The organism is Hoeflea sp. 108, assembly GCF_000372965.1.
Taxonomy (GTDB): Bacteria; Pseudomonadota; Alphaproteobacteria; order Rhizobiales; family Rhizobiaceae; genus Aminobacter.
The window spans coordinates 1,805,870-1,832,157 of sequence record NZ_KB890024.1 but is presented as its reverse complement, the minus strand read 5'-3'; the positions used below and the strand labels follow the sequence as shown (position 1 = coordinate 1,832,157).

Here is a 26,288-nt window from a genome sequence, read left to right as displayed (position 1 = left end):
TATGAGGCAGGCACCCAGCATGTCGTTCGAAGTTCCCAACCTGACGCTGCTCAAGCACTTCGTCACGGTCGCCGAGGACAAGGGAATATCGAAGGCGGCCAAGCGCTTGCGCATCTCGCAGCCGGCGCTTTCCAAGAACATCAAGCGGCTCGAGGAGCTGCTCGGCACGCGCCTGTTCGAGCGCCATTCCGGCGGCGCCGACCTGACGCCGACCGGGCAGGCTTTTTTCAACAGGGCGCAGATCATCGGGCTCGAATACGAGCATGCGGTGCAGGAGATCCGTAATCTTCTGTCCGAGCAGGACGCCACGATCAGGGTGGCGGCGGGCCCGGTCTGGTCGTCGACGATCCTGCCGCCGGCAGCGTCGCGCTTTCACCGGCGTTTTCCCAGGCATCGGCTGTCGGTGCAGACCGGACCGGTCGACCAGCTGATCGAGGATCTGCGGCTTGGGCGGGTCGACATCTTTGCCGGCGCGGTGATTGCCAAGAGCCGGCTGCCGGGCTTCACCTCGCGTCGAGTCGCCAAGGCACAGATCGGCATCATGTGCGCCGAGCATCACCCGCTCGCCAAAGTGGAAGGCCCGGTCGACCCGATGGAACTGGTCAAATACCCGTTCGTCTCGTTCAACCTGAACCGGGACGTGCTGAAGATGCTATCCGACTGGCTGAAGGAACGAGGCGCGCCCCCTGCCCGCTACCTGCTCGAGACCAGCTCGCTCTTCACCTGCGCCGAGCTGGCACGCTCTGGCGACTATCTGTTTTTCGAGTCAACGATGGTGGCCGGCAGCCCGATCGGACAGGGCCTGAAGGTGCTCAAGACCGACAAGGAAATCTTCCAGTACGATCTCGGCTTCGTCTTCCGCCAGGGCATGGACCGGCTGCCCGCCCATAGCGGCCTGATGAAGGCGATGGTCGAGGTGTTCGAAAGCAGAGGCCTGCGCAGCCTGCCGGGCGCCGCCGAATAGGCGGCGCGTCGGGCAACTCAAGGGATAGCGCGCAACGCGTTTCCCTTGAGAACCTTCGCAAGAACAAGAAGATAGAGCGTTTCCGCGTTTTCGAGGAAAAGCGGAAACTCTCGTCAAGCGTCAGTCGATGTCACCGTTGGGCGGCACGATCTCGCGATCGTCGCCAAGTTCGATCACCAGCCGGTGCAAGGTGCCGGTGAAGCGGAAGTCGCCGTCGATGCCGTCGCAGACCGGCGGCAGGCCGCTGCGGCCGATGAACATCGGCGCCAGCGCGACGCGCAGCAGGGTCTGGTGCTCACGCTCGCCGGCCTGCACCTGGCCGTTGACGAGAAGCGCGCCGACACCCTTGAGCAGACCTGTCTTGCGGTACTCGAAGCCGAGGGAAACGGCGCCAGAAATGGTCAGCGGCGCCGACACCAGGCGGGTGATCTCGCCGACATGGTTGTAGCTGTAATGGAGCCTGCCGTCCTTGAGGTAGAGCACATAGCCGCTGCCATTGTTGCCGTAGCTGACCAGCGTACCCTCAGACTGCGGATCGATGGTCACCTCGGCGGTGATCCGGTGCGAGGTGTCCTGGGTCAGCGGTGCTGCCGAAGACGGGATCGATTCGAGCTGCGGATAAAAGACGTAGCGGCTGCGCGAGCGGATGGAATCAGGTTTCGCCTTGGCGCGGAAACGGACCTCGCGGTCGTCGAGCGGCATGACGTCGTAGCGGCCGGCTTCCGCCCACCAGCGTTCCGTCATCTCGCGGAGTTTGGCAGGGTTCTCCTTGGCCAGGTCGCGGGTCTCGTTGAAATCCTCGTCGAGCTTGTAGAGCTCCCAGTCGTCGAGCTCGAAATCGTCGCCGCGCCGGTGCTTGGTGACGGCCTTCCAGCCCTTGTGCCAGATGCCGCGGTGGCCGAACATCTCGAAATACTGCACGTCCTTGCGCGTTGCCGCGTCAGGCGCGTCGAAGGTGTAGGCAAAGCTGGTGCCGTGCACCGGCATCTGGCCGACGCCCCGGTAGATTTCAGGGGCGGTGACGCCGCAGACCTCGAGCACCGTCGGCGTGATGTCGACGACATGGTGGAACTGATGGCGGATGGCGCCCTTGTCGGCGATGCGCCTGGGCCACGACACGATCATCGGGTCGCGCACACCGCCGCCATGGGTGAAGGATTTGAACAGGCGCAGCGGCGTGTTGCTGGCCTGGGCCCAGCCCCAGGGGTAGTTGCTGTTGCTCCTCGGCCCGCCGATCTCGTCGATCTCCGCCAGATTGCGTTCGAACGATTCCGGGATCTGGTTGAAGCGCCTGAGCACGTTGGTCGTGCCCTCCGGGCCGCAATCGATCGATGCGCCATTGTCGGAGATGACGACGATCAGCGTGTCATTGAGCTTGCCTGTCGTCTCGAGGAAATCGAGCAGCCGGCCCAGTTGCTCGTCGGTGTATTCGAGGAAGCCGGCATAGGCCTGCTGCAGCCTGACGGCGACGCGCTGCCGGTCGGCAGAGAGTTGGTCCCAGTTTTCGACGCCGGGGGCGTCGGGCGGCAGTTCGGTATTTTCAGGCACCAGGCCCATCGCCTTCTGCCGGTCGAGCCGCCTTTGCCGGATGACGTCCCAGCCGCAGTCCCAGACGCCGTCGTAGCGGTCCATATAGGCCCTGGGGACCTGATGCGGGAAATGCCCTGCCGAAAAGGCGAGGTTGAGGAAGAACGGCGTGTCCGGGGCGAGCGAGATATGGGCGCCGAGCATCGCCATCGCCTTGTCCACCAGGTCGGCGGTCAGGTGGTAACCTTCCTCAGGCGATTTCGGCTGGGCGACTGAGTGATTGTCCTCGACCAGCTCGGGATAATACTGATCGGTGCTGCCGTTCATGAAGCCATAGAAGCGGTTGAAGCCGCGGCCGAGCGGCCATTGGTCGAAGGGTCCGACCGCGGTGATCTCGTCAGTCTGCGCGACATGCCACTTGCCGACGGCGAAACTGGCGTAGCCGGCGCTGCCCAGCATTTCGGCGACCGTCGCTGCCCGATGCGAGATCGAGCCGCGGCCGTTGCGGTAGCCGAAGTCGAAATTGGCGAGGCAGCGCATGCCGACCGAATGATGGTTGCGCCCGGTCAGCAGGCTGGCCCGCGTCGGCGAGCACATGGTGGTGGTGTGGAAATTGCTGTAGCGCAGCCCCTGTTCGGCAAGCCGGTCGAAATTGGGCGTGCGGATTTCCGAACCGAAGCAGCCCAGGTCGGCGAAACCGACATCGTCGAGAATGACATAGATGACATTGGGGCTGCCGGACGCCGGCCTGGGCCTGGTCTCAAACCAGTTGTCCGACTCGTGATAGGTGCGGCCGATACGGCCTGGATTGCTGTCGGTTGACATTGGGGCGCCTCGGAATTCGGACAAACCGGAGATGCCGCATCGCATTCACAGACCATGCCGCATCGATCGAAACCCGGCCGGCCCTGGGGCAGGCCGGGTCCATGGACTTTCTGCTGCAGCGATTACATCGCCGCGCCGGGATCCCAGCGGATGACCCACTTCTCCAGCATCGAGACGATGGCAAAGCCGGTAATGGCGATGACAGACGCCGTCAGGATCGTCGCAAACAGCCGCGGCGCATTGAAGTCGAACATGCTCTGCAGCAGGAGATAACCGATGCCCTGGTTGGCGCCGATCCACTCGCCGACGATCGCGCCGAGCACACACATCGTCACCGAAATCTTCAGCGCCGAGAAAATGTAGGGCAGCGCGCTGTAGATGCGGATCCTGAGGAACACCTCGGTCTTGGACGCCGACAGGACATGCATGAGTTCGAGCAGCTGCGGATTGACGGCGCGGAAGCCGCGAACCGAATTGACCAACGTCGGGAAGAAGCAGATCAGCGCTGCGATCACGATCTTCGGCTCGATGCCGTTGCCGAGGATGATCTTGAGCACCGGCGCGATCGCCACGATCGGGATCGTCTTCACCAGGATCGCGACGGGATAGAACATCTCCTCGATGACCTTGTTGTAGACGAAGGACACCGCCACCAGCAGGGCCACGGTGTTGCCGAGGAGAAAGCCGAGAAAGGCTTCGGTGATCGTCGGCACGGCTGCCTCAATGAGCAGCGGCAGGTCACGCGACAGCGCCCCGGCAACGTCGGTCGGCGCCGGCACCAGATAGGACGGCACGCCGAACAGCGTGACGATCAGCTGCCACAGGATCAGCGTCAGCGAGAGCCCGAGCATGGCCATGCCGAGCGCACGCATCACTTCGGGGCTTGGGAGGATGCTCCAGATGCGGGGCAAGGGGGCGGCGGTTTCGATGGAACGATCAACGCTCATGACTTATCCAGCTCCCAGCATGTCGCGCAGCCTGGCGACGTGATGGCCCAGTTCAGGGGCGTCCTTCAGGGCGAGGTCGCGCTCTTCCGGCAGGTCGATTTCAAGAATTCCGCCGATCCGCGAGGGACGTCGGCTCATCACCACGACACGCTGCGACAGGAAAACCGCCTCGTGCAGCGAATGGGTGACGAAGACGATGGTCATCCCGCTCTGCTTCCAGATCCGCAACAGCTCGACGTTCAGCGTGTCGCGCACCAGCTCGTCGAGCGCGCCGAAAGGCTCGTCCATGAGCAGGACCTTCGGCCGGGTGACGAGCGCACGCGCGATCGAGACGCGCTGGCGCATGCCGCCCGACAGTTCCGACGGCAGCGCGTCCTCGAAGCCTTCCAGCTCGACAAGCTTCAGCGCCTCATACGGGTCCATGAAGTTGCCGGCCTTCGGATTGGCCCCGCCCACCTCGAACGGCAGGCGGACATTGTCGATCACCTTGGCCCAGGGCATCAGCACCGATTGCTGGAACACCATCGAAAATGTGCGCGAGGCGCGCGCCGCCGCTGGCGTTCCACCGAATATCGCAACCTTGCCTTCGGTCGGCGCGATGATGTCTGCGATGGTGCGCAGCAAGGTGGACTTGCCGCAGCCGGAATGGCCGATCAGCGAGACGAACTCGCCCTCGCGAACGGTCAGCGAGACATTGTCGATGGCTCGCACCGCCCGCGAGCTGCCGCCGAACGTCACGGCGACATTGTCGATCTCGATAGCGTTGCGCGCCTGGGAGAGACCAACGTCGCCAGCGTGGGCGTCGCCGGAATGGGCGGACATCGTCGCCATCATGTTCACCGCTTCGTCCTCTGTGCTGCAGCAAGAATGCTGCCATCGAAGACGTCGTCCGCCGTCAGTTCGGACTTGATCTCGCCGATCTTGGCGTAGGTCTGCAGCGTCGCGTTCCAGCGGTCCTTGCTGATGTTGGCAAAGCCGTGCTCGCGGGTTTCGTCGGTATAGATGAAGTCCGATACGATGACCTTGAGCGAGGCGAGCTCCTTGTCCTTCTCGATCGCGCTCGACATCGAGGCAACCATGTCGATGGCCTCTTCGGGATGGTCGGCGGCATAGGCCCAGCCCTTGTCGCAGGCCTCGAGGAACTTCACCAGCATGTCGCTGTCGGAGCCGATCAGGTCGGTGCGGGCGATGTAGTAGTTGGACTGGAACTGCAGCCCGTTGTCCCAGATGCTCTGGGTGTTGTAGCCGCCCGGGTTCTGCACGATCGGCACGTTCTGGGCGACGTTTGTCGGCCATGAGGCAACGACATCGACCTGCCCCTGGAGCAGGCCGGGGATCTGGGCCTGGATGAAGGTGATGTCGTCGAGCTTCATTCCGTTATGGTCGAGCATGACCTTGATCTGCGCGGTCGCGCCTTGGCTCGCCCCGACGCGCTTGCCCTTCCAGTCGGCCACCGACTTAATGTTGGATTCGCCGAGTGAATAGAAGGTCAGCGGCGCTTTCTGGAAGGCCGCGCCGAAGGTCTTGATCGGCAGCCCCTGGTTTGCGGCATACATGATCTCGGGCGCATAGGCGGTGGCGATCTGCGCCACCCCGGAGAGCGTCTCCTGCACCGTGTTGGAATTCGGGCCACCGGGAAGGATCTCGACGTCGAGGCCCTTTTCAGCGAAGAACCCCTTCTTCAAGGCGACGATTTCGCCGGCGGCGGCGCCATTGTAGAGCCAGGCGAGTTGCAGTTTGACCTGCTTCTGCTCCGCTTGCGCAGGAGCCGCGCCTGCAAGCCCTATCGCGGCAAGCGAGATCATGCTGGCAGCTGCCAGAAGTGAACGTCGGCTGATCATCTATATCCTCCAATCAGACAAAACCAACGACCTAGTTTCCGTGAGGATAGACCGCGTTCCGCGGCTCCACACCATAACATGCTTCTGCGAACTCATTCCATGTGGTTATGGATCCCCATTCACAACAGGCATGGTCTGCAACTGGCTTTTTAGGTCGCCGGCGCAGCGAAAGCCGAGATGGCTCGAGCTGGCGCCATGGTGGTTGCCGGTCCGGGCCGCAACCCTGTAGCGATTGCAGTAGCTGGCGTGGCACAGATAGGAGCCCCCGCGCATGGCCATCAATCCTGCCGGGGCACCCGACCAGGGTGAAGCGGTCCATTCCCAGACATTGCCGAGCATGTTGTAGAGGCCGAAGCCATTGGGCGGAAAGCTCCGCGCCGGTGCGGTTGCGAGATAGCCGTCTTCGGCGCTGTTGGTGAGCGGAAACCTGCCCTGCCAGATGTTGCACATGTGGCGGCCGCCGGGAGTGAGCTCGTCGCCCCAGGCATAGATCGCCCGCTCGAGCCCGCCGCGCGCCGCGGCTTCCCATTCGGCTTCCGTGGGCAGTCGCTTGCCGGCGAAATTTGCGAAGGCAACGGCGTCGTTCCATGAGACATGGACGACCGGATGGTCGCGGCGGTCCCGCCAGCTGGAGCCGTTGCCGTCGGGCCGATGCCAGCAGGCGCCGCGAACCGGCGCCCACCAGTCCGGCGCGCTGGCATCGGAGTCGGTAACAATCACCGCGTCGGGATGGATCTGTGCGATGAAGACGAAAGACCATCCCATGCGCTCGGCCTCGGTCACATAGCCGGTGGCAGCGACGAAGGCCGCAAAGGCCTGGTTGGTCACCGCGGTCTTGTCGAGCAGGAACGCCGGCAGCTCGACCGGTCGCACCGGTCCTTCGCCGTCCCCAGGATTGGCGATCGCACGATCCTCGCCGAGAAGCCAGCGCCCGGCCGGTACCAGCGCCATGTCAGGATGATTGCCAGCCTCGAGCGCTGCAGGCACCGCAACCGGTTCGGCAACATGATCGCATGGGGATCGGCCCGGAGAACAACACGACATGGCGCCTTCCCTTTGAAAAATGGATCGACCGAGTTTGACTCTTTCACGATCCTGCGTAAAGGTAGGACGTCCTACCTCTTGGAGGAGAGAGCGATGTCGGGAACTGCCACCGAACGTGTCCTGCAGTATATTCGCCAGCAAAAGCTGGTTGCCGGCGACCGTCTGCCGGCGGAAATCGACATTTCCCGGATACTCGGCCTCAGCCGCAATTCGCTGCGCGAAGCCTATGCCGACCTGATGGCCAAGGGCCTGCTCAAGAACAAGCATGGCGTCGGCACCTTCATCGCCAATCCGCCCATTCTCAACGCCCTGACCGGCTCCGCCGGCTTCTGGAACCTGATCGAAAAAGCGGGCATGAAAGCGTCCTTTCGCGAGATCCGGCGCGACCAGGTCGCAGCACCCAAAGAGATCGCGGTCATCTTCGGCCAGGCGGAGGAAAAGTCGACCCACCGCCTGCGCTGGCTGTTTCTGGCCAACGGCCAGCCCTGCATTCTGGTCGACCATTATCTCGCCCGCAGCGTGCCGCCGAGCGCCTTCAATGAGAGCACAGAGCATGACGCGCTCGCCGCCATAGCCCCGTACACCGTCATCGACGGCGCATCGCTGTCGACGCGCACGTCGGCGATCAACGCCACATCAGACGTCGCCGAACTGCTGGAGGTCAGCGAGGGCGACGCGCTTTTGTGGAGCACCGCACTCGTGCATTCGGGCGACGGCAGCGTGCCGCTCGCCTCGCGCTCCTGGATGGTCCCGCATCTTCTCGCCAGCCATCAGGTGATGGCGCTGGCCCCCAATCAATTCCAGGGCAGTTCAGCCCTTTCGCCGGAGGACGAACCGAAATGACCCGCTTCAAAAAGATTGTCCTGAGCCTCGCATCAGGCCTCATGCTCTTCTCGGCTGGAATGGCCGGGGCACAGGCCCTCGAGCCAGTGCGTTTCGGCGTCGACGCCTACACGACAGGGTCCCAGATCTGGGTCGCCAAGGAAAAAGGCTTCTTCGAAAAGGAAGGCATCGACGCTCAGATCACCACTTTCGCCACCGGCGTCGAGGCGATCGATGCGCTGCTGATCGGCCGCGCCGACATGGCGGTCGGGCTCGATTTCCCGATCGTCTCGCGCATCCAGGGTGGCAAGCTGACCGTGCTTGCCGGCATCTTCCATTCCAAGCCCGGCTTCCACAAATTGGTGGTCAGCAGCGACATCAAGGATGCCAAGGATCTGGTCGGCAAGAAGATCGGTATTGCCACCGGCACCGCCCAGCACCTGATCACCATGAAATATCTCGACGAGAACGGCATAAGCGAAGACAAGGTCGAGATCGTCGGCTTCACCAGCCTGCTCGAGATCGTCGCCTCGCTCCGCTCCGGCCGCATCGATGCCGCCTTCGTCTGGGCCGACGGCACCGAGAAGTCGACCGACGGCGGCAACCACTATGTCCTGACCGATGACGCGGCCGCCAAGCGCAACAGCAGCGCCTACATCGCCGCGCAGACGGAGTTCGTGGAAAAGCATCCGGACCTGACCGTTGCAACGCTGCGCGCGCTCAATGCGGCAAGCCAGTTCATCGCGGCCAACAAGGACGAGGCCGCCGCCCTGATCGCCAAGAATACCCGCGCGCCGCGCGACACCGTGCGCGACCTGCTCAACTACAACGAATTTGCCCTGGCGCTGACCGACTATGAGCGCGCCGGTTTCAAGGAAGTCGCCGACTTCCTTGCCAAGACGAAGTCCCAGGCTGTGACCTTCGACACCGGCGTCAATCCGAAATACCTCAAGGAAGCCGCCCCCGACCTGGTCAAGCTGGGCAACTGAGCGGACCTGCGATGACAAACATTCAAACAAGCGGGATCGCACCTGGTGCCATGCCTGCGGTCGTCTTCGACAAGGTCGGCATGGCCTATCCCGGCCAGAAGGCAGGCAGCGAGCTGATCCTGGCCGACCTCTCCGTGACAGTCGGACAAGGCGAGTTCTTCGTGCTTGTCGGCCCCAGCGGCTCGGGCAAGTCGACCTTGCTCAAGATCGTCGCCGGCACCGAGAAGCAGACCGAAGGCCGCGTGCTCGCCAATGGCGAGACGATAACAGGCCCCGACCGGCGGCGCGGCATGGTGTTCCAGTCGATCGAGGAGCCGCTGTTCCAGTGGCTGACGGTCGCCGAGAATGTCGGCTTCGGCCCGAGCGTCGCCGGTAAGCCGCGCGCCGAATGCCTCGACATGGCGCAACGCTACATCGATCTCGTCGGCCTGCGCGGCCATGAGCAAAAATTTCCGCATGAGCTGTCAGGCGGCATGAAGCAGCGCGTGCAGATCGCGCGTACGCTGGCCGCCCAACCTGAGCTCATCCTGTTCGACGAACCTTTCGCCGCCCTCGACGCATTGACGCGCCGTGTGCTGCAGAAGGAGCTGACGCGGATCTGGCGCGAAACCGGCTGCACCATGGTCTATGTCACCCACGACATTCGCGAGGCCGTGCTGCTTGGGCAGCGCGTTGCCGTGATGAGCCGGGGCCCGCGCGCCAACATCACCCGCATCTACGACATCGACCTGCACTATCCGCGCGACGACCTCGACAGCCGCTTCGCCGATGCGGTCAAGGCGATCGAGGGCGACATCGAAAGGGAGGCGGCTTCGCAATGGGAGCAAAACTGATGCCATCCTTTGCCTGGTCGGCGCTCAGCGTCGCAATCGTCGTGATCTTCTGGCAGATGGCCTCGACCTGGCTGGTCGACCCGATGTTCCTGCCCGCACCGCTCGCCGTGCTCAAGGGCGCCGGGCAGATGCTGGCCGAGGGCGCGCTCACCCAGTCCATCCTGGTGTCGATGATGCGCATTCTCTCGGGCTGGTTACTGGGCAGCGCCATCGCCATTCCGATCGGGCTGGCCGTCGGCGTCTCGCCGGTGGCGCGCCATCTCGTCGACCCGTTCATCCACTTCTTCCGCTTCGTTCCGGCGATTGCGCTGGTGACCTTGTTCATCATCTGGTTCGGCGTCGGCGAAATGTCGAAGATCATTCTGATCGCTTACGCGACGGCCTTCATCGTCATGGTCAACACGGCCAGCGGCGTGTCCTCGGTCTCGCAGGACAAGCTGAATGCCGCGCGCTGCCTCGGCGCCAATGAAAGGCAGGTGTTCTTCAAGGTGATGATCCCGGCCTCGCTGCCCTCGATCTATGTCGGCATGCGGCTGGCGCTCGCCTCGTCCTTCCTGGTCATAGCGGCCGCCGAAATGCTCGCCGCCGATGCCGGGCTCGGCTACATCATCTGGACCTCGCGCCTCTACTTCCAGGTCGACTGGATGTTCGCCGCCATCATCGCGCTCGGCCTTCTCGGCTTTGCCACCGATCGCCTCTGGCGGCTGCTCGGGCGCACGCTGCTCAAGCGCTATCTGCGCAGCGTCACCGGCTATTGATCCAAGCGGCCGGGTCGCCCTCCTGTTGGGGCCCCGGCGACCATCTCAAAAGATCGGGACAGAGCATGACTTCCGAATTTCGCGGCCATATCGGCCGCACGCACCACGAATCCGAGCGCGACTATGCCGACATCCCCAGCGGCCCGGCCGGCAAGCCGAACGTCATCTATGTCGTGCTCGACGACGTCGGCTACTCCGACCTCGGCTGTTTCGGCTCGTCCATCGACACGCCGAACTTCGATTCGCTTGCCGACAACGGCCTGCGCTACAGCAATTTCCACACCACCACATTGTGCTCGCCGACACGCGCCTGCCTGCTGACCGGACGCAACCACCACTCGGTAGGTATGCGCTACCTCGCCAATGCCGACATGGGCTGGCCCTCCGGTCGCGGCGCGATCAGCCACCGCGCCGGCACGCTCGCCGAAATGCTCAAGCTGCAGGGTTACGCGACCTATGCGGTCGGCAAATGGCACCTTGCGCCGACCGAAAACGCCAATGCCGCCGGCCCCTTCGACCAATGGCCGCTCGGCCGCGGCTTCGAACGGTTCTATGGCTTCATGAACGGCAGCACCGACCAGTTCCACCCGGAACTATGCCAGGACAACCAGCAGGTTCCGCCGCCGGCGACGCCCGAGCAGGGCTATCACCTCTCCGACGACCTGTCGGACCGCGCGGTGCGCTACATCGCCGACAAGATGGCGATCTGGCCGAACAAGCCGTTCTTCCTCTATCTCTGTTATGGTGCGGGGCATTTCCCGCACCAGGCGCCCGCATCGGCGCTGGCCGGCTATCGCGGCCGCTTTGCCCATGGCTGGGACGAGGAACGCGTTCGGAGGCTGGCCAAACAAAAGGCGATGGGCCTGGTGCCTGAGAATACTGAGCTGCCGCCGCCGAACCCCGGCGTGCGCGCCTGGGCCGAGCTCTCCCAGGAAGAGCGCGAGGTGTCGGAACATATGCAGGAGGCTTATGCAGCACTTCTCGGCCACACCGACGCCGCCTTCGGCAGGCTGCTCGACTTCCTCGACCGCACCGGCATTCGCGACAACACCATCATCGTGCTGATCTCGGACAATGGCGCCTCCACCGACTGCGATCCCGACGGCACGACCAACGTGCTCCGCTGGTTCAACCGCCTGCCGGAAGACTATGCCGTGTCGCGCGAGCGCCTCGCCGAAATCGGCACGGCGCGCAGCTCGGGCAACTATCCCTGGGGCTGGGCGCAGGCCTCGAACACGCCGCTCAAGCTTTACAAGAGCTTCACCCATGGCGGCGGCGTGCGTGACCCGATGATCTTTTCCTGGCCGGCAGGCATATCGGACAAGGGCGAGGTGCGTTGCCAGTTCACCCATGTCACCGACATCACGCCGACAATCATGCAGCTCTGCGGCGTCACAGCACCCGAGAGCATCAACGGCGTGGCGCAGATGCCGATCCATGGCGAGAGTTTCGCCTATTCCTTCGACGCTCCCGATGCGGCAACCGCCAAGCAGTCGCAATATTTCGAGATGTACGGCCATCGCAGCATCTGGCATCGCGGCTGGAAGGCGGTGACCCAGCACAAGGCCGGCGATGATTTCGACAGCGAGCGCTGGGAGCTCTACCATCTCGACGAGGACTTTTCCGAGCTGCGCGACCTCTCCGGGGAAAAGCCGGAAAAGCTCGCCGAGATGAAGGAACGCTGGTGGGCGGAGGCCGGCCGCTACGGTGTCATGCCGCTCGACGACAGCGACGTGCTGTTCAAACCGCCCTACCGGCCCGGCGCACCACGCTGGCGCAACGAGTGCAGCTACTTCCCGCCAATTTCCTCGATACCGGCAGAGGCGGCACCGATGACGCAGGACGTCTCGCACCGCATATCGATCGAGATCGAGCGCAGCAATGCGAGCCAGGGCGGCGCGCTCGTCTGCTTCGGTAGCTGCCATGGCGGCTATGCGCTCGACATCATCGGGAACCGGCTGGTCTACACCTACAACTATGCCGGCTTCGAGGTCAGCCGCCTCGTCTCGGGCCGGGAGATCCCACTCGGCAAGACGACAGTCGTCTTCGACTTCGAAAAGACCGCAACACTCAAGGGACGCGGCCGCCTCACGGTCGACGGCCAGCCGGCCGGCGAACATGTGTTCGAACGCACCCTGCTCAGGTTGTCGCTGTCGCCCCTTACCTTCGGACGCAGCAATGCCGAACCGGTCGACCCCGACAGACAGACTAACCCGGATTTTTCAGGCCGGATCCTGCGCATCGACTACGCCATCGCAGACGATCGCGAAGCGGTACCGGCAAGCCTGGATGTGGACTAGAAAGGTTGGCGCCGGGGACCGGATTGCTGATCCCAGCCGGTCATCGTTCCATCTGCTTCACTATGTGCATCTGCGGGGATAATAGCCGAAAACATGGCGGCTGATGTCGCGGAGTTGGCGGGCCGCCATTTTGCGCGCTCCAGAACTATGGTCAGTTCTCGATCGAGAGCGCCCTGCCGTCCCATCTTAAGAGAAACACCTCGTTACGCGCCTTGGCTTCGCTGTCTTCGCCGCCGACAACGAGCACGCCTCCAGGTACCGAGAACGAAGCGCCATAGCCTAGCCCCGTCTGCTTGCCCATTGCTGACAACAACAGCAACATAATGGCCTCGCTTCAAATGCTGAGTAGCGCTAGGCCAATCCCGACTTTAGTCTGATAATCGTCCAGCGCAATACAGCCAAGGTGGGCCGCCTCATAGACGAAAAGCAGGCCCCTAGAGAAGCCCTTCATGCACGGCAGCATCGCAAGGGTGGCAGCTTCAATCGGCTTCGGTACTCACTACACCAGCCTCGGCACTCCACTTTTTAGGCATCGTGACGATGGTGACAGTTTCGGAGAGATTCCGGGCTACGGTGCCGTGCGACATCTCTGGCTGCGGGCCTACCCTAAGTCGCCGGCCTTTCCACTGTTTCTGGATTTCGCGCCCATACCGTGCCTGCTGCCAGCCCCTGCAACGGGAGATGTTCCGGACAGGCGTTACCGGGCGGTAGCGTTATGCCGAACAGACCACTCTGCAGCGGCACCTTCCCAATTCCCAGTTGCGCCGATCCAATCCCAGAAACGGGCGAAGTCCTCGCCACTTGTCTCCAAGCGCACCTGCATCGAGCTTGTCTTATTTCGCAGGAACGCCTCAATGTTGCAGGTGACCGTGTCGATCATGTCGCGAGCAATCGAAATTGGGGCCGCGTTGCCCGCCTCCATCAGAATCGCGTCGCGGTAGCCCTTCATGATGCCGTGCGCGCTTCTTAAGGCAAAGCTCTCAGCGACGGCATCTGGGTCCCGGGTCAGATGCACGTAGTGCGCGTTGTCGCCATATTTCTTTTCTAGCCGGCCTAGTAGCCAAGACAGCCGATTGTCGGCCTCAATGTGTCTAACAGGGTACGCAAGTCGGTCTGCACCGACCAGTCGCGACCTAGTCTCATGTCCTGAGGTGAAATTGTCGATATGACCGCAGGCTTTGGCAAAAGTCGTCGAACCGCAGCGTCCGGTGCAAAGCACGAAAACATTCATACGTTGGTCTCAAATGGCAGTCGCAAGATGCCATAGGACCTCTCCCGGTCAGCGTCACCACCTATTTACGGATCGCTCTGCCACAAATCGAAAGAAATCTCCTTGGACGCAAGTTCTATGCGGCCTTAAACCCGCAGTTTGAAGGACCGCTCTATTGACGGCGTTCGCGTCGCTGCCCTTGCGAGCACTCAGTGGCGATTGAACGACAACGCTGGTAACTCCTCCAGTGAGGCCAGCCATTGCCTGGCCGGTGTCGGCCAGTGCAGTGCCGTCGCGAGAGCTGAAAGAAAGCGCCACGCATATTCGAGTGCCGGATAATGGCACAAAGCTCAATTCTCTACGTGGCGCGCCCCTTCAGATCGACAAGAGCCCCCCGACCGACTGGCATCGACCTATGGTGTCAGTCCCGGCTTTCTGTCACCGCACTTGCCACGCTTGCACGCATCCAGGTCACAGTCCAGACGATCGAATCCAAGGAGGACTAAGGTAATCACCAGGCCTTAGCCTTGCGAAAGTGGCAGTCGGCCCCTGGCAAGCTTGAGCGTGTGTCAGCTCTAGGACAGGAGTGGTTCATCAGGTGGACATCAACCAGTCATCCGCGGGCCCGATCGACGCGACTTCCAGACCAAGGATGAGGCTTGGGGGTCATCCGACACATTTGGCTTTGCACGACGTCAGATAAGGGGCGCTGCCGAGAACGACGGTTATGGCGAGCAGCTCCCCAATCCGACAATTGCGCCGTGCGAGTTGCCTGCCACGCCAATATCTTTGCACCTGGCGCATCTGAAGGGAGTTTGGGACGCGACACGAATGAGCCGCATCCCTCTAGTGCTCCTACTTGAGAACCTTGGCCGTAACGACCGCCTGCTGAAATCGAGAAAGGTCATCCAGGTACTCCTGGATTGCAAATTTCGCACCCCAAACACGTTTCACGTAGGCTTCAGTCAAAATCATGTCGCCGTATGTTTTTCCGTTGTTTGTTGGAAGGAAAACAAACCCAGACTGGTCAAGCTCTCCAGGGGCGTCGTCTTTCTTCGAAAGCTCGGACTGGAGTTGTTGGAGCCAAGCGCTCTTTACGACCCTCTCCTGTGGCGCTTCCCTAATGAAATCGAGGAAACGTGGAGGTTGCACCGTCGCGACAAAAATCCCGCCTGGCCTGAGGGTGCGCGCTATCTCCGCCAGCCAGATCTTCTGAATGTGCTCTGGAAGATGCGTAAACACCGAGTAAGCATACACAACGTCGAAAGAATTGTCGGCAAACGGCAGCTTTCCGTCCGGCTGGATCAGCCTGAGATCACCCGGGACCCCGGTCTGTTGGGCAGCAGACAGAAAACGATCACTGATATCCACGCCGAAGAGACCCGCGGGAGCTACTTCACGCAGCAGACAGCGTATTATCCTGCCCCAGCTGACCCCGAAATCCAGGACGCGGGACTTGAGCCCCACATTCACGCCATTGGCTCGGGCCGCTTCCAGTACGAACGAGTAAAAGCGGAATCCTTCCGCGATAGTCCCCTTGCCAGCTGAACCAACCGTGCCGATTTGCAATTGCGCATCCGGAAAGCCAGGGTATTCGATGCCGTCGACAGTCGTGTCATCCACGCTAGCCTGGAGCGCCTGAAGCCACTGTTGATCGTTCAACTCAGACAACAAATAGGGATGCGCTTTGCGCGCGCCCCTGCCACGCCCGGCGACTGGCGCCTTTGTCTTCTCGTACAAATTCTGCGCAAGGGCCCGCATAGACGAGAGACCAAGGTCCCGTTCGAGCGTGCGAATGGCCGCATTGAAAGCATCCCGCCCATAACGCCGGTAAAGCACATTTTGCGCTTTTTCCGACAGATGATGTCGGCGCTCTTCTGTGTAACTCGACGACTTCACGTGGTAGACATAGGTGTGAGTTGCGACGGCCATGCTGAACCCCGCCGCAGACAGCCGGAAGCAGTAGTCGTTCTCCTCGCCATAGCCTTCCGGAAAGGCCGCCTCATCAAATTTTCCAACCGTGTCGAGAGCTCTACGCGTGATGCCGAAACAAAACCCATGGATCAATGGAACAGTTGGAACCATTGACGTGCTGTTTCTCTCACACCAGTCATTCATGTCGTCAGCCGACATGTTTGGCGGCAAATCATTGATAGCCGTCTGCTTGTCTGTGCCTAAGGTGCCGGGGATTGACTGATACGAAGCCGCATTCGAAAGCGGGCCGACTGCGCCAATGTCAGGTCTGGAAAACGCCGCATCTGCTAGCTTTTCAGCCCAGTTCCTAGTCACAACAGTGTCACTGTTCAAAAGGATGACCAGATCTGCATTCGATAGTTCCAACCCAAGGTTGGCGGCTTTAGTATAGCCTTGGGCTTGCTCGTTGCGACGCAGGACCACTCGTTCGCGCGCCGCGAACTTCTCGAGGTAGTGACGGGTCTCGTCATCCGAACCGTCGTCGACCAGAATGATTCTTTGATTGGCACCAAGATTGGCTCTGACCGAAGCGAGGCATGCCTTCACATCCGACAGTGCATTGTGGACACACACGACAATGTCGATGGTTTTCTCGGATATGGCCTCAAGCCGTTCTTTCCCGGCGTTCGAATAGGCATGAACGGTTGTCCCGGCATCGATGATCTGCCGACACGCCTCAGAGAGCTTCGCCTTGAACTGCGGGAACGAATAATCACGCGACCGCGAGCGCGCCGCTCTGCTCATCTCTTGCAGGCGCTTTCTTTCATTGCACAGCATATGGACGTGGGCGACGGCCTCCAGCGGCTTTCGGAACGGAACTAGGAAGCCGGTCTCACCATGTTTGACAAGCTCCTTCAGGGCGCCCCAGTCATAAACGAGCGAAGGGCGACCGGCGGCCATGCCCTCAAGTACAGTGCGCCCGAACGACTCCTGAAAATGCGAAAAATTCACGACCACATCGACTTTCCCGATAGCCTCAACTGACGTTGGCTGGTAGTCGACAAATTCGAGGTTCTTCGGCGTCTTCTTCTTGCGGCTCAAGTAATCTTTGATGACAGGGCGGCCAAGCGGGCCGATAACGAGAAATCGGGCATTTGGAACCTGCTTTTGGCAGGCAGTGGCCAACTCAACAAAGTCCTCGATTCCTTTCTTGGGCAGATTGCTACTGATAAGGCCAAATGTAACGGCACCATGCTCGCCAATCGGTGCCTGATCGAAGGCCTCGATATCGACGGTATTTGGGATCATCGACGCCTTGGCATGGCCGAAACACTCCAGAGTGGCCTGCGAATTGGCGATAACGTGATCGCTCGAATGAACCACCTGCCTTACTATTTCAGGTCCGCTCATTCCGATTTGCCGCTGAAGATCCTCATCGTGGGTGATGATCTCACGTGCGTGGACGACGGATGGAACGCCACGCAATCTCGCAGCGGCGAGAGGCGCTGCCACAACGATCGTGTTCACATACACTAGGTCGGGCTTTACACTGTCGATTACCTCCAAGAACAGAGGTGTAGAAGCGACGGTTTCAGCCGAACTGGAGCTCCACTGATCATATTTGAAGATGTGTATCTCCTGCGCAAAGTTGCGCAGTTCCTCAACGTAGGGCTTGTTTACACCTTCCTGAAGGCTCACCGCCAGATTGAATCCGCTCTCCGACAGCGCTCTTGCGATATCAAGGAAACTGCGTTCGCCACCAAATACTTGTTTGCCGGCATGATGGGAGCACAACAATACGGTTTTGCCATCTGAAAGGCGCGGCCGCTTGCCTGCGATCACCCTCATTGACGCAGAGCCAACATGGTTACGAACCGCAGAGGCGCAAGCTTCAAGGTTCGCATACCCAAATCTGCTGTCGGGCTCGAGATAGGCGCCTTCCGCCCACTCGTTCCAGGCATTGATCATGACAAACCGTTCCGGAAGGCGGTTTTTTTGGGCGCGTTTGAATGCCTGCTGTAGCCACTTCTCGAACAATTGTGGCGTAGCACCGTGAATGATCTCACCATTTGCGGGGCGACGGGCACTGTTGTCCCATCCGGGCATCACGCCAGGGACAACGGTTCCCGGAACGGGTTTTCGTGCTTCTTCGCTCGCCACGATCTCCGGGTAAGAGCGAACGCGCCATCCCGTGCGATGGTGCGACATTTGGAATTCTTGCTGAACATTGGCTGCTGCAACGTGATGAGGCGGAAACTCCGATAGCGCATCGAAACCCAGCCTTTGATAGTCCGAGAACGCAAAGGAGTTGGTCGCGATAAGATAGATACCGGGGTAACCAAGCTCTTTCGCAATTCGTCTCCACCGCTGGACTGTTTCGGCGGCATCTGGAAGGATCGAGGGACGATAGACCGTCAGAACTGGTTTGCCATCGATCTTTAAGTAGCGATCATCTCTGAAGTAGCGGTCAAGATACCGCAACAGCTCCTCATCGTCCTCGGCCGAGTGGGATTGTGAAATCAAGATTTCATTTTCGCTGCCATCCCAACGTCGAGACCAATTCTCGTTCGCCCAGCACAAGCAGAACGGTAAATTCAGATCCTTGTTCTCAAGGTAATTCAAGATGGGCGTTTCGAGCAGGCGCTTGCCGCCGAACCAATAAAAATGAAAGCAGAATGCGTGAATTCCATAGAGCTTTGCAAGCTCGACCTGCCGCCTCATGACATCGACGACACGGAGATCGTAATATCCCAGCTCTCCAGGGATGCGCGGTTGATAATGTCCGTCGAAGTGCGGATAGGCGCGGGCAACGTTGCGCCACTCAGTGAAACCCTTACCCCACCATTCGTCATTCTCGGCTACTGGGTGGAACTGAGGCAGATAATAGGCAATCAGCTTGACATCGCACACATCTGCAGGCGGCGGTTCCGTCGCGATGCTGCAATATTCAGAAGAGTCGAACTGCCCAAGGGCATTTTGCACGTAGCAATCGTAGAGTCTGCTATGCAATGCGTCGGGAGTTTCTTGAAAGGTCGCCTTGGCCGGAATACGTGCTGGTGGAAAGCCGTGCTGGGCCGCGTCGCGCCAGGTTCGGCGTTCATTCTGAGAAAGCGGGTGCCTTAGCATTGCCGCCAGATTCAGCCACATTCGGGTCTTGCGAATGGCCTTGCCCTGCTTTGCGCAATGCCCCCCAGCACGAAATTCTTTTCGTTTGCGAGAGTCGGTCGGATGGCGCCACAGCGCTCGCCACTTAATTGAACCCGACATCAGCGGCGCTGTCCCCTGCGCTTAACAATAACATCCTGCGCATAGATTTCTTCCGCATCTATCATCCGTATTACTTCCTCGTAGGGGGTGCCGCTAAGATAAATCAATTGCGCCGATGTCATATCAAGGCCATAGACATCAAACATTTTGAAGATCCACCTCTGGTCGTCTTCGGGTATATGCTTGATTTCCACCAGAATCGAATAGTCCAGGACACGCTTCAAGCTTCGTAGAGCGCCTCTGAGAACGGCCGCCTCATGTCCTTCGACGTCGATCTTCATAGCAAGCCGGACAGCGCCCGTGACGCCGTCGAGGAGACTGTCAACCGTGACCTGAGGAACTACGATCAGATTCTCGACGGTCTCTTCCGGTCTAAGAACGCGGCTGGTGCCGGACCATTTGTCGTCGCGAAAAAAACGGGCCGTCCCAATGGAGTCCGAAACTGCGGCGCAAACCAATCGGGCATCAACTCCCGCCTCTTCCAGCGTTCTCCCGAGGTAGTGCCTAAGAAGACTGTTGGGCTCGACGGCCGTGATTTCCGCGCCCTTCGGCAGCTCGGCATTGGCAAGCATTTCGCCATAGTTGCATCCTATGTCGATAACCTGAGTCCACGACGCTTCCTTCAGGATCATGTCCCACATGACAAGCGAAAGCGGATTGAAGTTGCCCGCATGCTCCTTCAGCATTCTGCCGCGGCTGTCCGCCGGATCAAAGTAGATGGTCCTGCCTTTGTCTGTCGTTACCTTGTCCATGTCCCTGCAGGCCTGCAGATACGCATAGCCGTAGCGCAAATCCGGCTCTAGGTAGGCGCCCTCGCCCCATTCGTTCCAAGCGTTGATGAAGACAAATCGTTCGCCTTTCGGATTGCCACGTGCACGATCAACAGCATGGCGCAGCCAACGGGCAAACATCTCCGGAGTCGCCCCATGATAAATTACGCCATTTCGGGGACGGCGCGGGCAATTGTCCCATCCTGGCATCACGCCTGGATGCACCCGCCCGATCGGCGCACTGGCATTCATGGCATTTTGCGCTGCCTCGGCGTACATCCGCACACGCCCACCGCTTTCGCGTAGCGGCGACATATGGATGCTGCTTTCGGCGTTTGTCGCCTTGATCCCATGCGGCGGAAATTCCGATAGCGCATCGAACCCGTACTTTTGATAGTCGACGAAATCGAACGCATTGGTGGCGATAACATAAAGCCCCGGCCAACCGGCCCTATGTGCTTCGCTGCGCCAACGCGCGATCGTAGCCGCGGGATCTGGAAGCTGTTCAGGACGATAAACCGTCAAGACCGGCTTTCCCTCGACCTTGATGTATCTTGGATCTCGAAAATACCGGTCGATATATTGAATCAGGGCTATGTCATCTGCCTCTGAATGATCCTGGGCAATGAGCAAATCCTGTTCGCGGCCGTTCCAGCGACGTGACCAGTTTTCGTTTGCCCAGCAGAGGCTGAAAGGCAGATCCAGGTCGGGGCGTGCGAGATAATCCGAGAGCGGCCTCTCAAGCAGTGTCTTGCCACCAAACCAGTAGAAATGAAACGCAAAGCCGCCAATTCCATAAAGCTTCGCCAACTCCACCTGGCGACGCATGACGTCGGCCAGCCGCAAGTCGTAGTAGCCCAATTCGGCAGGACTTCGGGGCTGGTAGTGCCCATCGAACAAGGGCATAGCCCGGACCACGTTGCGCCATTCCGTGAAGCCCTTGCCCCACCATCCGTCATTCTCCGGAATTGGATGGAACTGCGGCAGATAATAGGCAACAAGGCGCACATCTGTTGCTGGCGGCGGTGCCGCAGCAATGTCCACGTAATCCTCTGCGGCGAACACTCCCGCTGCATTGGCTGCGTGTTGCAGCGTGAGATCAACCGGGGTCGAGCGACGATGCCAAAAACCACGGATCGCCCTCTGCAACCGATACGACAAACCGCGAATATTCATTCAGTCAGGCCACGAACGGAAAAAGAGACATTCGCCTGTCACGGCCTGTGGCAATTGGCAATTGTGTGCCCACTGTCGGCATTCCACTGCCCCACTATTGCCGAATCGCATTCGCCGGTCCCTTGGTTCGCGCTGTCAGCTATCCGAACCTGCTGCTGACCGCCAATGCCTGCCAGAAAGCCCAACAACTTTGAGCGTCGAGCCGTGTTAAAAAGAACATGGGGCAGCAGCAGCTTGAACCAACCACGTCTTCGTTCGGCTTGAACATCGAGCGCCAAGTGGTGTTTTCGCATGACATAGACCAGCGACCGCCCCATCGCTTCTCCTCGGATGCGCGAAGATTCACCTGACGGGATGGAGGACCTGCCCTCCGCATGGTCAACAACCGCTTCGACCGCGGTCCTAAGCTCGACGCCAGCGCAACTCAGCCTCAAGCTGATATCGTCGTCTTCGTGATAGAGGAAGATATGTTCATCGAACCCGCCGACACAGGCAAAATGGTCGCGGCGAACGAAGATGCAAGCGCCATGCAAGACGGGAACCTGGCAATCGGCAATTGGCGGCGGCCCGCGCCACGAAGCCCCCCTGGGAAACAGCCTCGACCAGCGACGAAAGCGTCGACGCCCTTCATTATAAAAGGAAGGATTGAAGGCAGCACACGGATAATCGGCCGCCGCTGCGAGAAGTTTGTCGATGGCACCGTTCGCCAAACGTACATCCGGGTTTAAGAACAATAGGAAGGCCGATGTCCCGGCAGCCGCCCCTGCATTGCAGGCGGCGCCATATCCCACGTTCTCATTGAGCCTAATCACTTCGGCGCCAGCCTCCGATGCGACCGCCGCAGAACCATCCGTACTTGCATTGTCGACGACATAAATGTTGGCGAAACGAGGGAGGCTGGCCAGGCAATCCTTCAACACGTGAGCGCTTTGATACGTGACAACAACAATGTCTACTTTATTTGTCATTGACGCTCATCGTAACGCTTGTCGGCGAGTGGACGCGCCCGCAATGCGCGCCGTGCAGCACGCCACACGCATGGGATTTGGCAAAGTCGTCATCGACAAACGCGCCCTCAATTCCGCCATGGAAAGTCGTAGTCCAACCCGAGCGAGAAGTCCCGGTCGTCGGAGAGCCTCTTGGGCACAATCTCAAACAACCCTTCCAACCCAAGGCAACGAATTTCAACCATGGCCAATCTCTTTTGCCCGGCGCACAAGGTAGCGAGCATATTCGGTACTTCCCAGGGCGGCAGCCCTAGTGAGCACTTCCTCGGCACTCAACCAGCCCAGCTCAAGGCCGATTTCTTCTAGACACATGACCTTCACGCCTTGTCGATGTTCTATTGTTCGGACGAACGACGCTGCATCGTGCAGACTGTCATGTGTGCCCGTATCGAGCCACGCATGCCCCCTTCCCAACCGGACGACGTGCAACTGGCCCCGCTCCAGATAGGTGCGGTTCAGGTCCGTAATCTCCAGTTCACCCCTGGCCGAAGGACGAATGGATGATGCGATCTCAACGACTGAATTGTCGTAAAAATACAGGCCGGTAACAGCCCAGTTGGACCTTGGATTTTCGGGCTTCTCCTCTATCGAGAGAGCCTGCTGTGTGGTCCGGTCAAAAGTAACAACTCCGTAACGCTGCGGGTCGTCGACCTGGTAGGCAAAGACGGACGCTCCCCGCTGGCGCGCGACTGCGGAGCGGCAGCGATCAGACAGACCGTCGCCGTAGAAAATATTATCTCCCAATATCAAGGCTACGCGATCCCCACCGATGAAATCGCGGCCAATTATGAAGGCTTCAGCCAAGCCATTGGGTGCGAATTGCGTCGCATACTCGATGGATATCCCGAATGCCGAGCCGTCCCCCAGCAATAGCTGAAACAGATGCAAATCCCGAGGAGAAGAAATTATGAGAATTTCTCGAATGCCAGAAAGCATAAGAACTCCAAGCGGATAGTATATCATCGGCTTGTCGTATACGGGCAAGACCTGCTTTGAAACGGCGAGTGTAGCGGGGTATAGGCGGGTACCGTTGCCACCTGCTAATATGATACCCTTCACCTACGAAGCCCCTTTTTACAACGCGCACAGTCGAATCCCTAACAATGTTAGCAGTCAATTTCGGGATATCGAAGAAAAAAATATTTCAAAGCCATACGTGCTGTGACGCGCACGGTCAGTGCCTGTCCACGTAGCCGCTCCAACGCTCTCAGCGGCCATGCTGATGGCACCGCAACCAATCACAATGAGCAGGGCAGATTTGACCTCAGGTGGGTAGCCTTGGGCACTGCCGAAGTGCCTTTCTGGACAAGCTTTTCCATATTATCCGCATCCTCATGCTTGATGAGGATTTTCACCTAGAATAGGAGGACTATTGCCCCATTTGCGCCCTGGCGGACTGTTCATAAGCACTTTTCCAATACAGAGAACTTTGGTCAACGCTGTGACTGTCCGTACCGCACTCACACCTGACAGTACGATCATCTATCATAAGGAAGCTGAGTATCACGGAAATCCGATATCTGGTGACGGCTCCCTGGTGACTGTCGACTACGGCTATGACATCCATGAGCAAATTTGCTCATGGGCAGATTTCGACATCCGTATTTGTGCTTTTCCGACAAGACCCACGGTATCCTGAGGCGCTATACCGAGGTGATCGCTTGCCTGAAGCGGTAGAGCATCGGGCGGCACCGAAGCTCCTGGTACTGGTGGACGAATCAACCGAAGGCACCGGCCGTCGATCATCAAGAATATCGGCCGCGCCATCCGCTACCTGCGCGACACCGCCGACATCGCCATTCTGCTGGTCGAGCAATATCTGGATTTCTGCCGTGAACTGGCCGACGTCGTCTACATCATGGACCGCGGCCGTATGGTCCACGAGGGCGCCGTCGAAGACCTGGATGCACCCGAGGTGCGTAAGCTGCCGACGGTTTAGCAGAGGTTGGGCGACTACTTTCCGAACTGGAAATAGCCGAGCGCGATGTCGGCCCGCTGCGCTTCGGCCTCGCTGCGTATGCGCGGGAACAGGTCGATCGCCAGTTCGGGGTCCTTGATGTCGGCTGATCGCAGGCCGCCGTCACTGGCAAGCGCGACGATGAGATGTGGTTCCGCAGCCGTCATTTCCTGGTCGCTGAGTGGAACGAGCTTCATGCTGAAGGTCGCATCCGACCCGGCGCGCTTGAGCAGGTTGGCAAAGTTATAGACGACACCGTCCTTTCCGATCAGCAGCAGGTTGATGTCGCGGCCACCTGCGCCCGTCAATGTGCCCTGGAGCGAGTCTCCTGCGTTCAGCTGATCCTTGTTCAGACGCAGGAGCAGCCCACTGGAACCTGGCTTCATGGCCTTGAGGAAATCCGCCACCGGGCACTGGTCCCGCTCGATGATGTGAGGGGTCAGCACCAGCTTGCCGCCGAACGAGCTGGCAAAGTCGCGCACCAGCTTGTCCATCGGCGCCTTCGAGGTGGCAAAGCCGTCGACGGCGGGGTTGGGCGCCGAGACATCCTTCACCGCAGCGTAGAAGCAGGAGCCGCCGTCGAAAGACTTGAACCATTCGGCCGCGCTGGCGGGAACAGGCTTGGGTTCGACCGCGACCTCCTTCACCGGCTCGGGTGGCTTGGCCGTCTCGGGCTCGATGGAGGGCGGCAGCTTGTTGGCAGGCGGCGCCTTGCTCTCGGTCTGCGGCTGTGTAGCCTGCGGCTTGGCCGCGTCCTTTACCCCACCATTTGCGGCCTGTTCGAGCGCCGGCTTGTCCTTTGCGGGAGGCAGCACAGCCCCACCACCCGGCAACAAGCCATCCACAAGGCCGGCGAAGTAGGCTCCTCCAGCCGCCACGGCCACGACAAGCAGGATCCCGCCGATCAGCCCGGCACTGCTCCGTCGCGGAGCAGCGGGCACGACCTGGCGCGGCGGTGGCGCCGCCGGCCTGACCGCCTTGGACGTGTTGCGCCAGGGCGCGTCGCGCGGCAACAGCGACTCCGGCGGCGGAGGCTGCGGTTTGCCCGGCGTCGTTCCTCCCGATGTACGCCAGCTCGGCTCTGTGCGGGCAACCGGCTCTCGCTCAAGCGACGCCGCAGCCGCGATGGTTCCCGGCCTGGTTCCACCGCCCGTCTCCCTTAGCCATTCGACGATCTCGTCGGCACTTTGCGGGCGGTCCGCGGGATCGGGTTGCAGCATGGCCTCGAGCAGCGGCAAAAGATCCGGATCCACGCCCGCGAGATCCGGCACCGTGCGCCGCTTCTCGATAACCTCGACGGGCGAGCCACCCATATCGAGCTGCCTGCCGCGCAGCGCAGCCGCAAGCACAAGGCCCAGCGAATAGATGTCGGATCGTTCCGTCACCTCGCCGCCGAACAGGCCGAGCTGCTCCGGCGACACGAAGCTGTATTTGCCGGCAAAACTGCCGCCAAGGAGTGTGCCGCCGCCGACATTGGCCGATCGCGCGATGCCGAAGTCGATGATCTTGGTCTTTTCGACGCTGCCGCCGGGGAGGACGATATTGTCGGGCGACAGGTCGCGATGGATGACGCCCGCCTCATGCGCGAGCGCAAGCCCCGAAGCTACCCGCGCCAGCATCCTGCGGGCGTCTCGAGCGTCGAGCGGCCCCTGGCGCATGCGCTCGGCCAGCGACTGGCCGTCGACAAACTCCATGGCAAGGTAAGGCCGGCCGATCGTCGGATCGATGGTGAAGACGTGGTAGCGTACGATGGCGTCGTGCGACAGGTGGTTGAGGATGGACGCTTCCTTGCGGAACAACGCCAGTATGCCCTGGTCTCGGGCGAATTCCCGCAACACCACCTTGATGGCCACAGGGTCGCCGGTCTGGATGTTGTGGCCGCGATAGACCTCGCCCATGCCGCCGGTGGCGATGTGTTCGTCGATCTCGTAGATGCCATTGAGCTCGGTGCCCTGACGAACGCCGGTATCTGGAGAAATGCGGGTCTTGTCGTCCGACGTCATGGCCGGCGCTTCCCGTCAGTGCATGCGTTGGCAATGTCCATCGCTCACGCCTCGCCAGCGGCTCCACGCCCGACGGCAACAGGTAGGTCTTCCGGGCTAGATCACCTACAGACCGAGCTTCGCCGTTGACAGCC

The 26,288-nt window shown here is 60.4% G+C and carries 17 protein-coding genes and 2 pseudogenes; 7 read left to right on the top strand and 12 right to left on the bottom strand.

The window, feature by feature from the left end; all coding sequences use genetic code 11:
• Window positions 1–19 precede the first annotated feature (19 nt).
• A complete protein-coding gene (locus B015_RS32160; RefSeq protein WP_018427319.1) occupies window positions 20–964 on the top strand; it encodes a LysR family transcriptional regulator in 945 nt (314 codons plus the stop codon).
• A 120-nt stretch (window positions 965–1,084) separates the two neighbouring features.
• Here the strand turns inward: B015_RS32160 and B015_RS0108785 are convergent, their stop codons facing one another.
• The 5 genes from B015_RS0108785 to B015_RS30665 form a co-directional block, all read right to left on the bottom strand.
• Window positions 1,085–3,316: an arylsulfatase gene (locus B015_RS0108785; protein ID WP_018427318.1), complete on the bottom strand. Its 2,232-nt coding sequence runs from the start codon at window positions 3,314–3,316 to the stop codon at window positions 1,085–1,087.
• Window positions 3,317–3,438: 122 nt separating this feature from the next.
• Window positions 3,439–4,263 (bottom strand): ABC transporter permease, encoded by an 825-nt coding sequence (locus B015_RS0108780; RefSeq protein WP_018427317.1) that lies wholly within the window; start codon window positions 4,261–4,263, stop codon window positions 3,439–3,441.
• A 3-nt stretch (window positions 4,264–4,266) separates the two neighbouring features.
• Entirely contained in the window at window positions 4,267–5,097 is an 831-nt protein-coding gene (locus B015_RS0108775) for an ABC transporter ATP-binding protein (RefSeq protein ID WP_040456109.1), read from the bottom strand.
• Window positions 5,098–5,099: 2 nt separating this feature from the next.
• Window positions 5,100–6,104: an ABC transporter substrate-binding protein gene (locus B015_RS0108770; protein WP_018427315.1), complete on the bottom strand. Its 1,005-nt coding sequence runs from the start codon at window positions 6,102–6,104 to the stop codon at window positions 5,100–5,102.
• Between the two features lie 105 nt (window positions 6,105–6,209).
• The gene (locus B015_RS30665; RefSeq protein ID WP_018427314.1) at window positions 6,210–7,055 is read right to left on the bottom strand and encodes a formylglycine-generating enzyme family protein; all 846 of its coding nucleotides are present in this window, start codon (window positions 7,053–7,055) and stop codon (window positions 6,210–6,212) included.
• A gap of 186 nt (window positions 7,056–7,241) precedes the next feature.
• Here B015_RS30665 and B015_RS0108760 point away from each other — a divergent pair, with 186 nt between their 5' ends.
• From B015_RS0108760 to B015_RS0108740, 5 genes are all read left to right on the top strand, one after another.
• The gene (locus B015_RS0108760; protein WP_018427313.1) at window positions 7,242–7,991 is read left to right on the top strand and encodes a GntR family transcriptional regulator; all 750 of its coding nucleotides are present in this window, start codon (window positions 7,242–7,244) and stop codon (window positions 7,989–7,991) included.
• Entirely contained in the window at window positions 7,988–8,959 is a 972-nt protein-coding gene (locus B015_RS0108755; protein ID WP_018427312.1) for an ABC transporter substrate-binding protein, read from the top strand. Before B015_RS0108760 ends, B015_RS0108755 begins: the two co-directional genes overlap by 4 nt.
• 11 nt (window positions 8,960–8,970) lie before the next feature.
• Window positions 8,971–9,792 carry an ABC transporter ATP-binding protein gene (locus B015_RS0108750; protein WP_198292851.1) on the top strand — a complete coding sequence of 274 codons (822 nt, stop codon included), beginning with the start codon at window positions 8,971–8,973 and terminating at the stop codon, window positions 9,790–9,792.
• On the top strand, window positions 9,792–10,550 hold the full coding sequence (locus tag B015_RS0108745; protein WP_018427310.1) for an ABC transporter permease: 759 nt from the start codon (window positions 9,792–9,794) through the stop codon (window positions 10,548–10,550). The genes B015_RS0108750 and B015_RS0108745 overlap by 1 nt, the downstream gene beginning before the upstream one ends.
• Before the next feature lie 65 nt (window positions 10,551–10,615).
• Window positions 10,616–12,850 carry an arylsulfatase gene (locus tag B015_RS0108740; protein ID WP_018427309.1) on the top strand — a complete coding sequence of 745 codons (2,235 nt, stop codon included), beginning with the start codon at window positions 10,616–10,618 and terminating at the stop codon, window positions 12,848–12,850.
• Window positions 12,851–13,001: 151 nt separating this feature from the next.
• On the opposite strand, the pseudogene B015_RS32500 reads toward B015_RS0108740, so the two are convergent.
• From B015_RS32500 to rfbA, 6 genes and pseudogenes are all read right to left on the bottom strand, one after another.
• A pseudogene (locus tag B015_RS32500) lies at window positions 13,002–13,136 on the bottom strand (N-acetylneuraminic acid mutarotase); the annotation flags it as partial.
• Between the two features lie 411 nt (window positions 13,137–13,547).
• Window positions 13,548–14,081: a hypothetical protein gene (locus B015_RS0108725; protein ID WP_018427306.1), complete on the bottom strand. Its 534-nt coding sequence runs from the start codon at window positions 14,079–14,081 to the stop codon at window positions 13,548–13,550.
• 834 nt (window positions 14,082–14,915) lie between these two features.
• Entirely contained in the window at window positions 14,916–19,241 is a 4,326-nt protein-coding gene (locus tag B015_RS32155) for a glycoside hydrolase family 99-like domain-containing protein (protein ID WP_157632700.1), read from the bottom strand.
• A complete protein-coding gene (locus B015_RS32150; RefSeq protein ID WP_081623451.1) occupies window positions 19,241–21,187 on the bottom strand; it encodes an FkbM family methyltransferase in 1,947 nt (648 codons plus the stop codon). Before B015_RS32150 ends, B015_RS32155 begins: the two co-directional genes overlap by 1 nt.
• Before the next feature lie 38 nt (window positions 21,188–21,225).
• Window positions 21,226–22,155 carry a glycosyltransferase gene (locus B015_RS32495; protein ID WP_081623450.1) on the bottom strand — a complete coding sequence of 310 codons (930 nt, stop codon included), beginning with the start codon at window positions 22,153–22,155 and terminating at the stop codon, window positions 21,226–21,228.
• 216 nt (window positions 22,156–22,371) lie between these two features.
• The gene (gene rfbA / locus B015_RS0108700; RefSeq protein WP_026227046.1) at window positions 22,372–23,253 is read right to left on the bottom strand and encodes a glucose-1-phosphate thymidylyltransferase RfbA; all 882 of its coding nucleotides are present in this window, start codon (window positions 23,251–23,253) and stop codon (window positions 22,372–22,374) included.
• 632 nt (window positions 23,254–23,885) lie between these two features.
• On the opposite strand from rfbA, the pseudogene B015_RS32485 reads away from it, so the two are divergent.
• Window positions 23,886–24,133, top strand: a pseudogene (locus B015_RS32485) (ABC transporter ATP-binding protein); the annotation flags it as partial.
• A 14-nt stretch (window positions 24,134–24,147) separates the two neighbouring features.
• On the opposite strand, the gene B015_RS32145 reads toward B015_RS32485, so the two are convergent.
• Window positions 24,148–26,154 carry a serine/threonine-protein kinase gene (locus B015_RS32145; RefSeq protein ID WP_018427299.1) on the bottom strand — a complete coding sequence of 669 codons (2,007 nt, stop codon included), beginning with the start codon at window positions 26,152–26,154 and terminating at the stop codon, window positions 24,148–24,150.
• Window positions 26,155–26,288 lie beyond the last annotated feature (134 nt).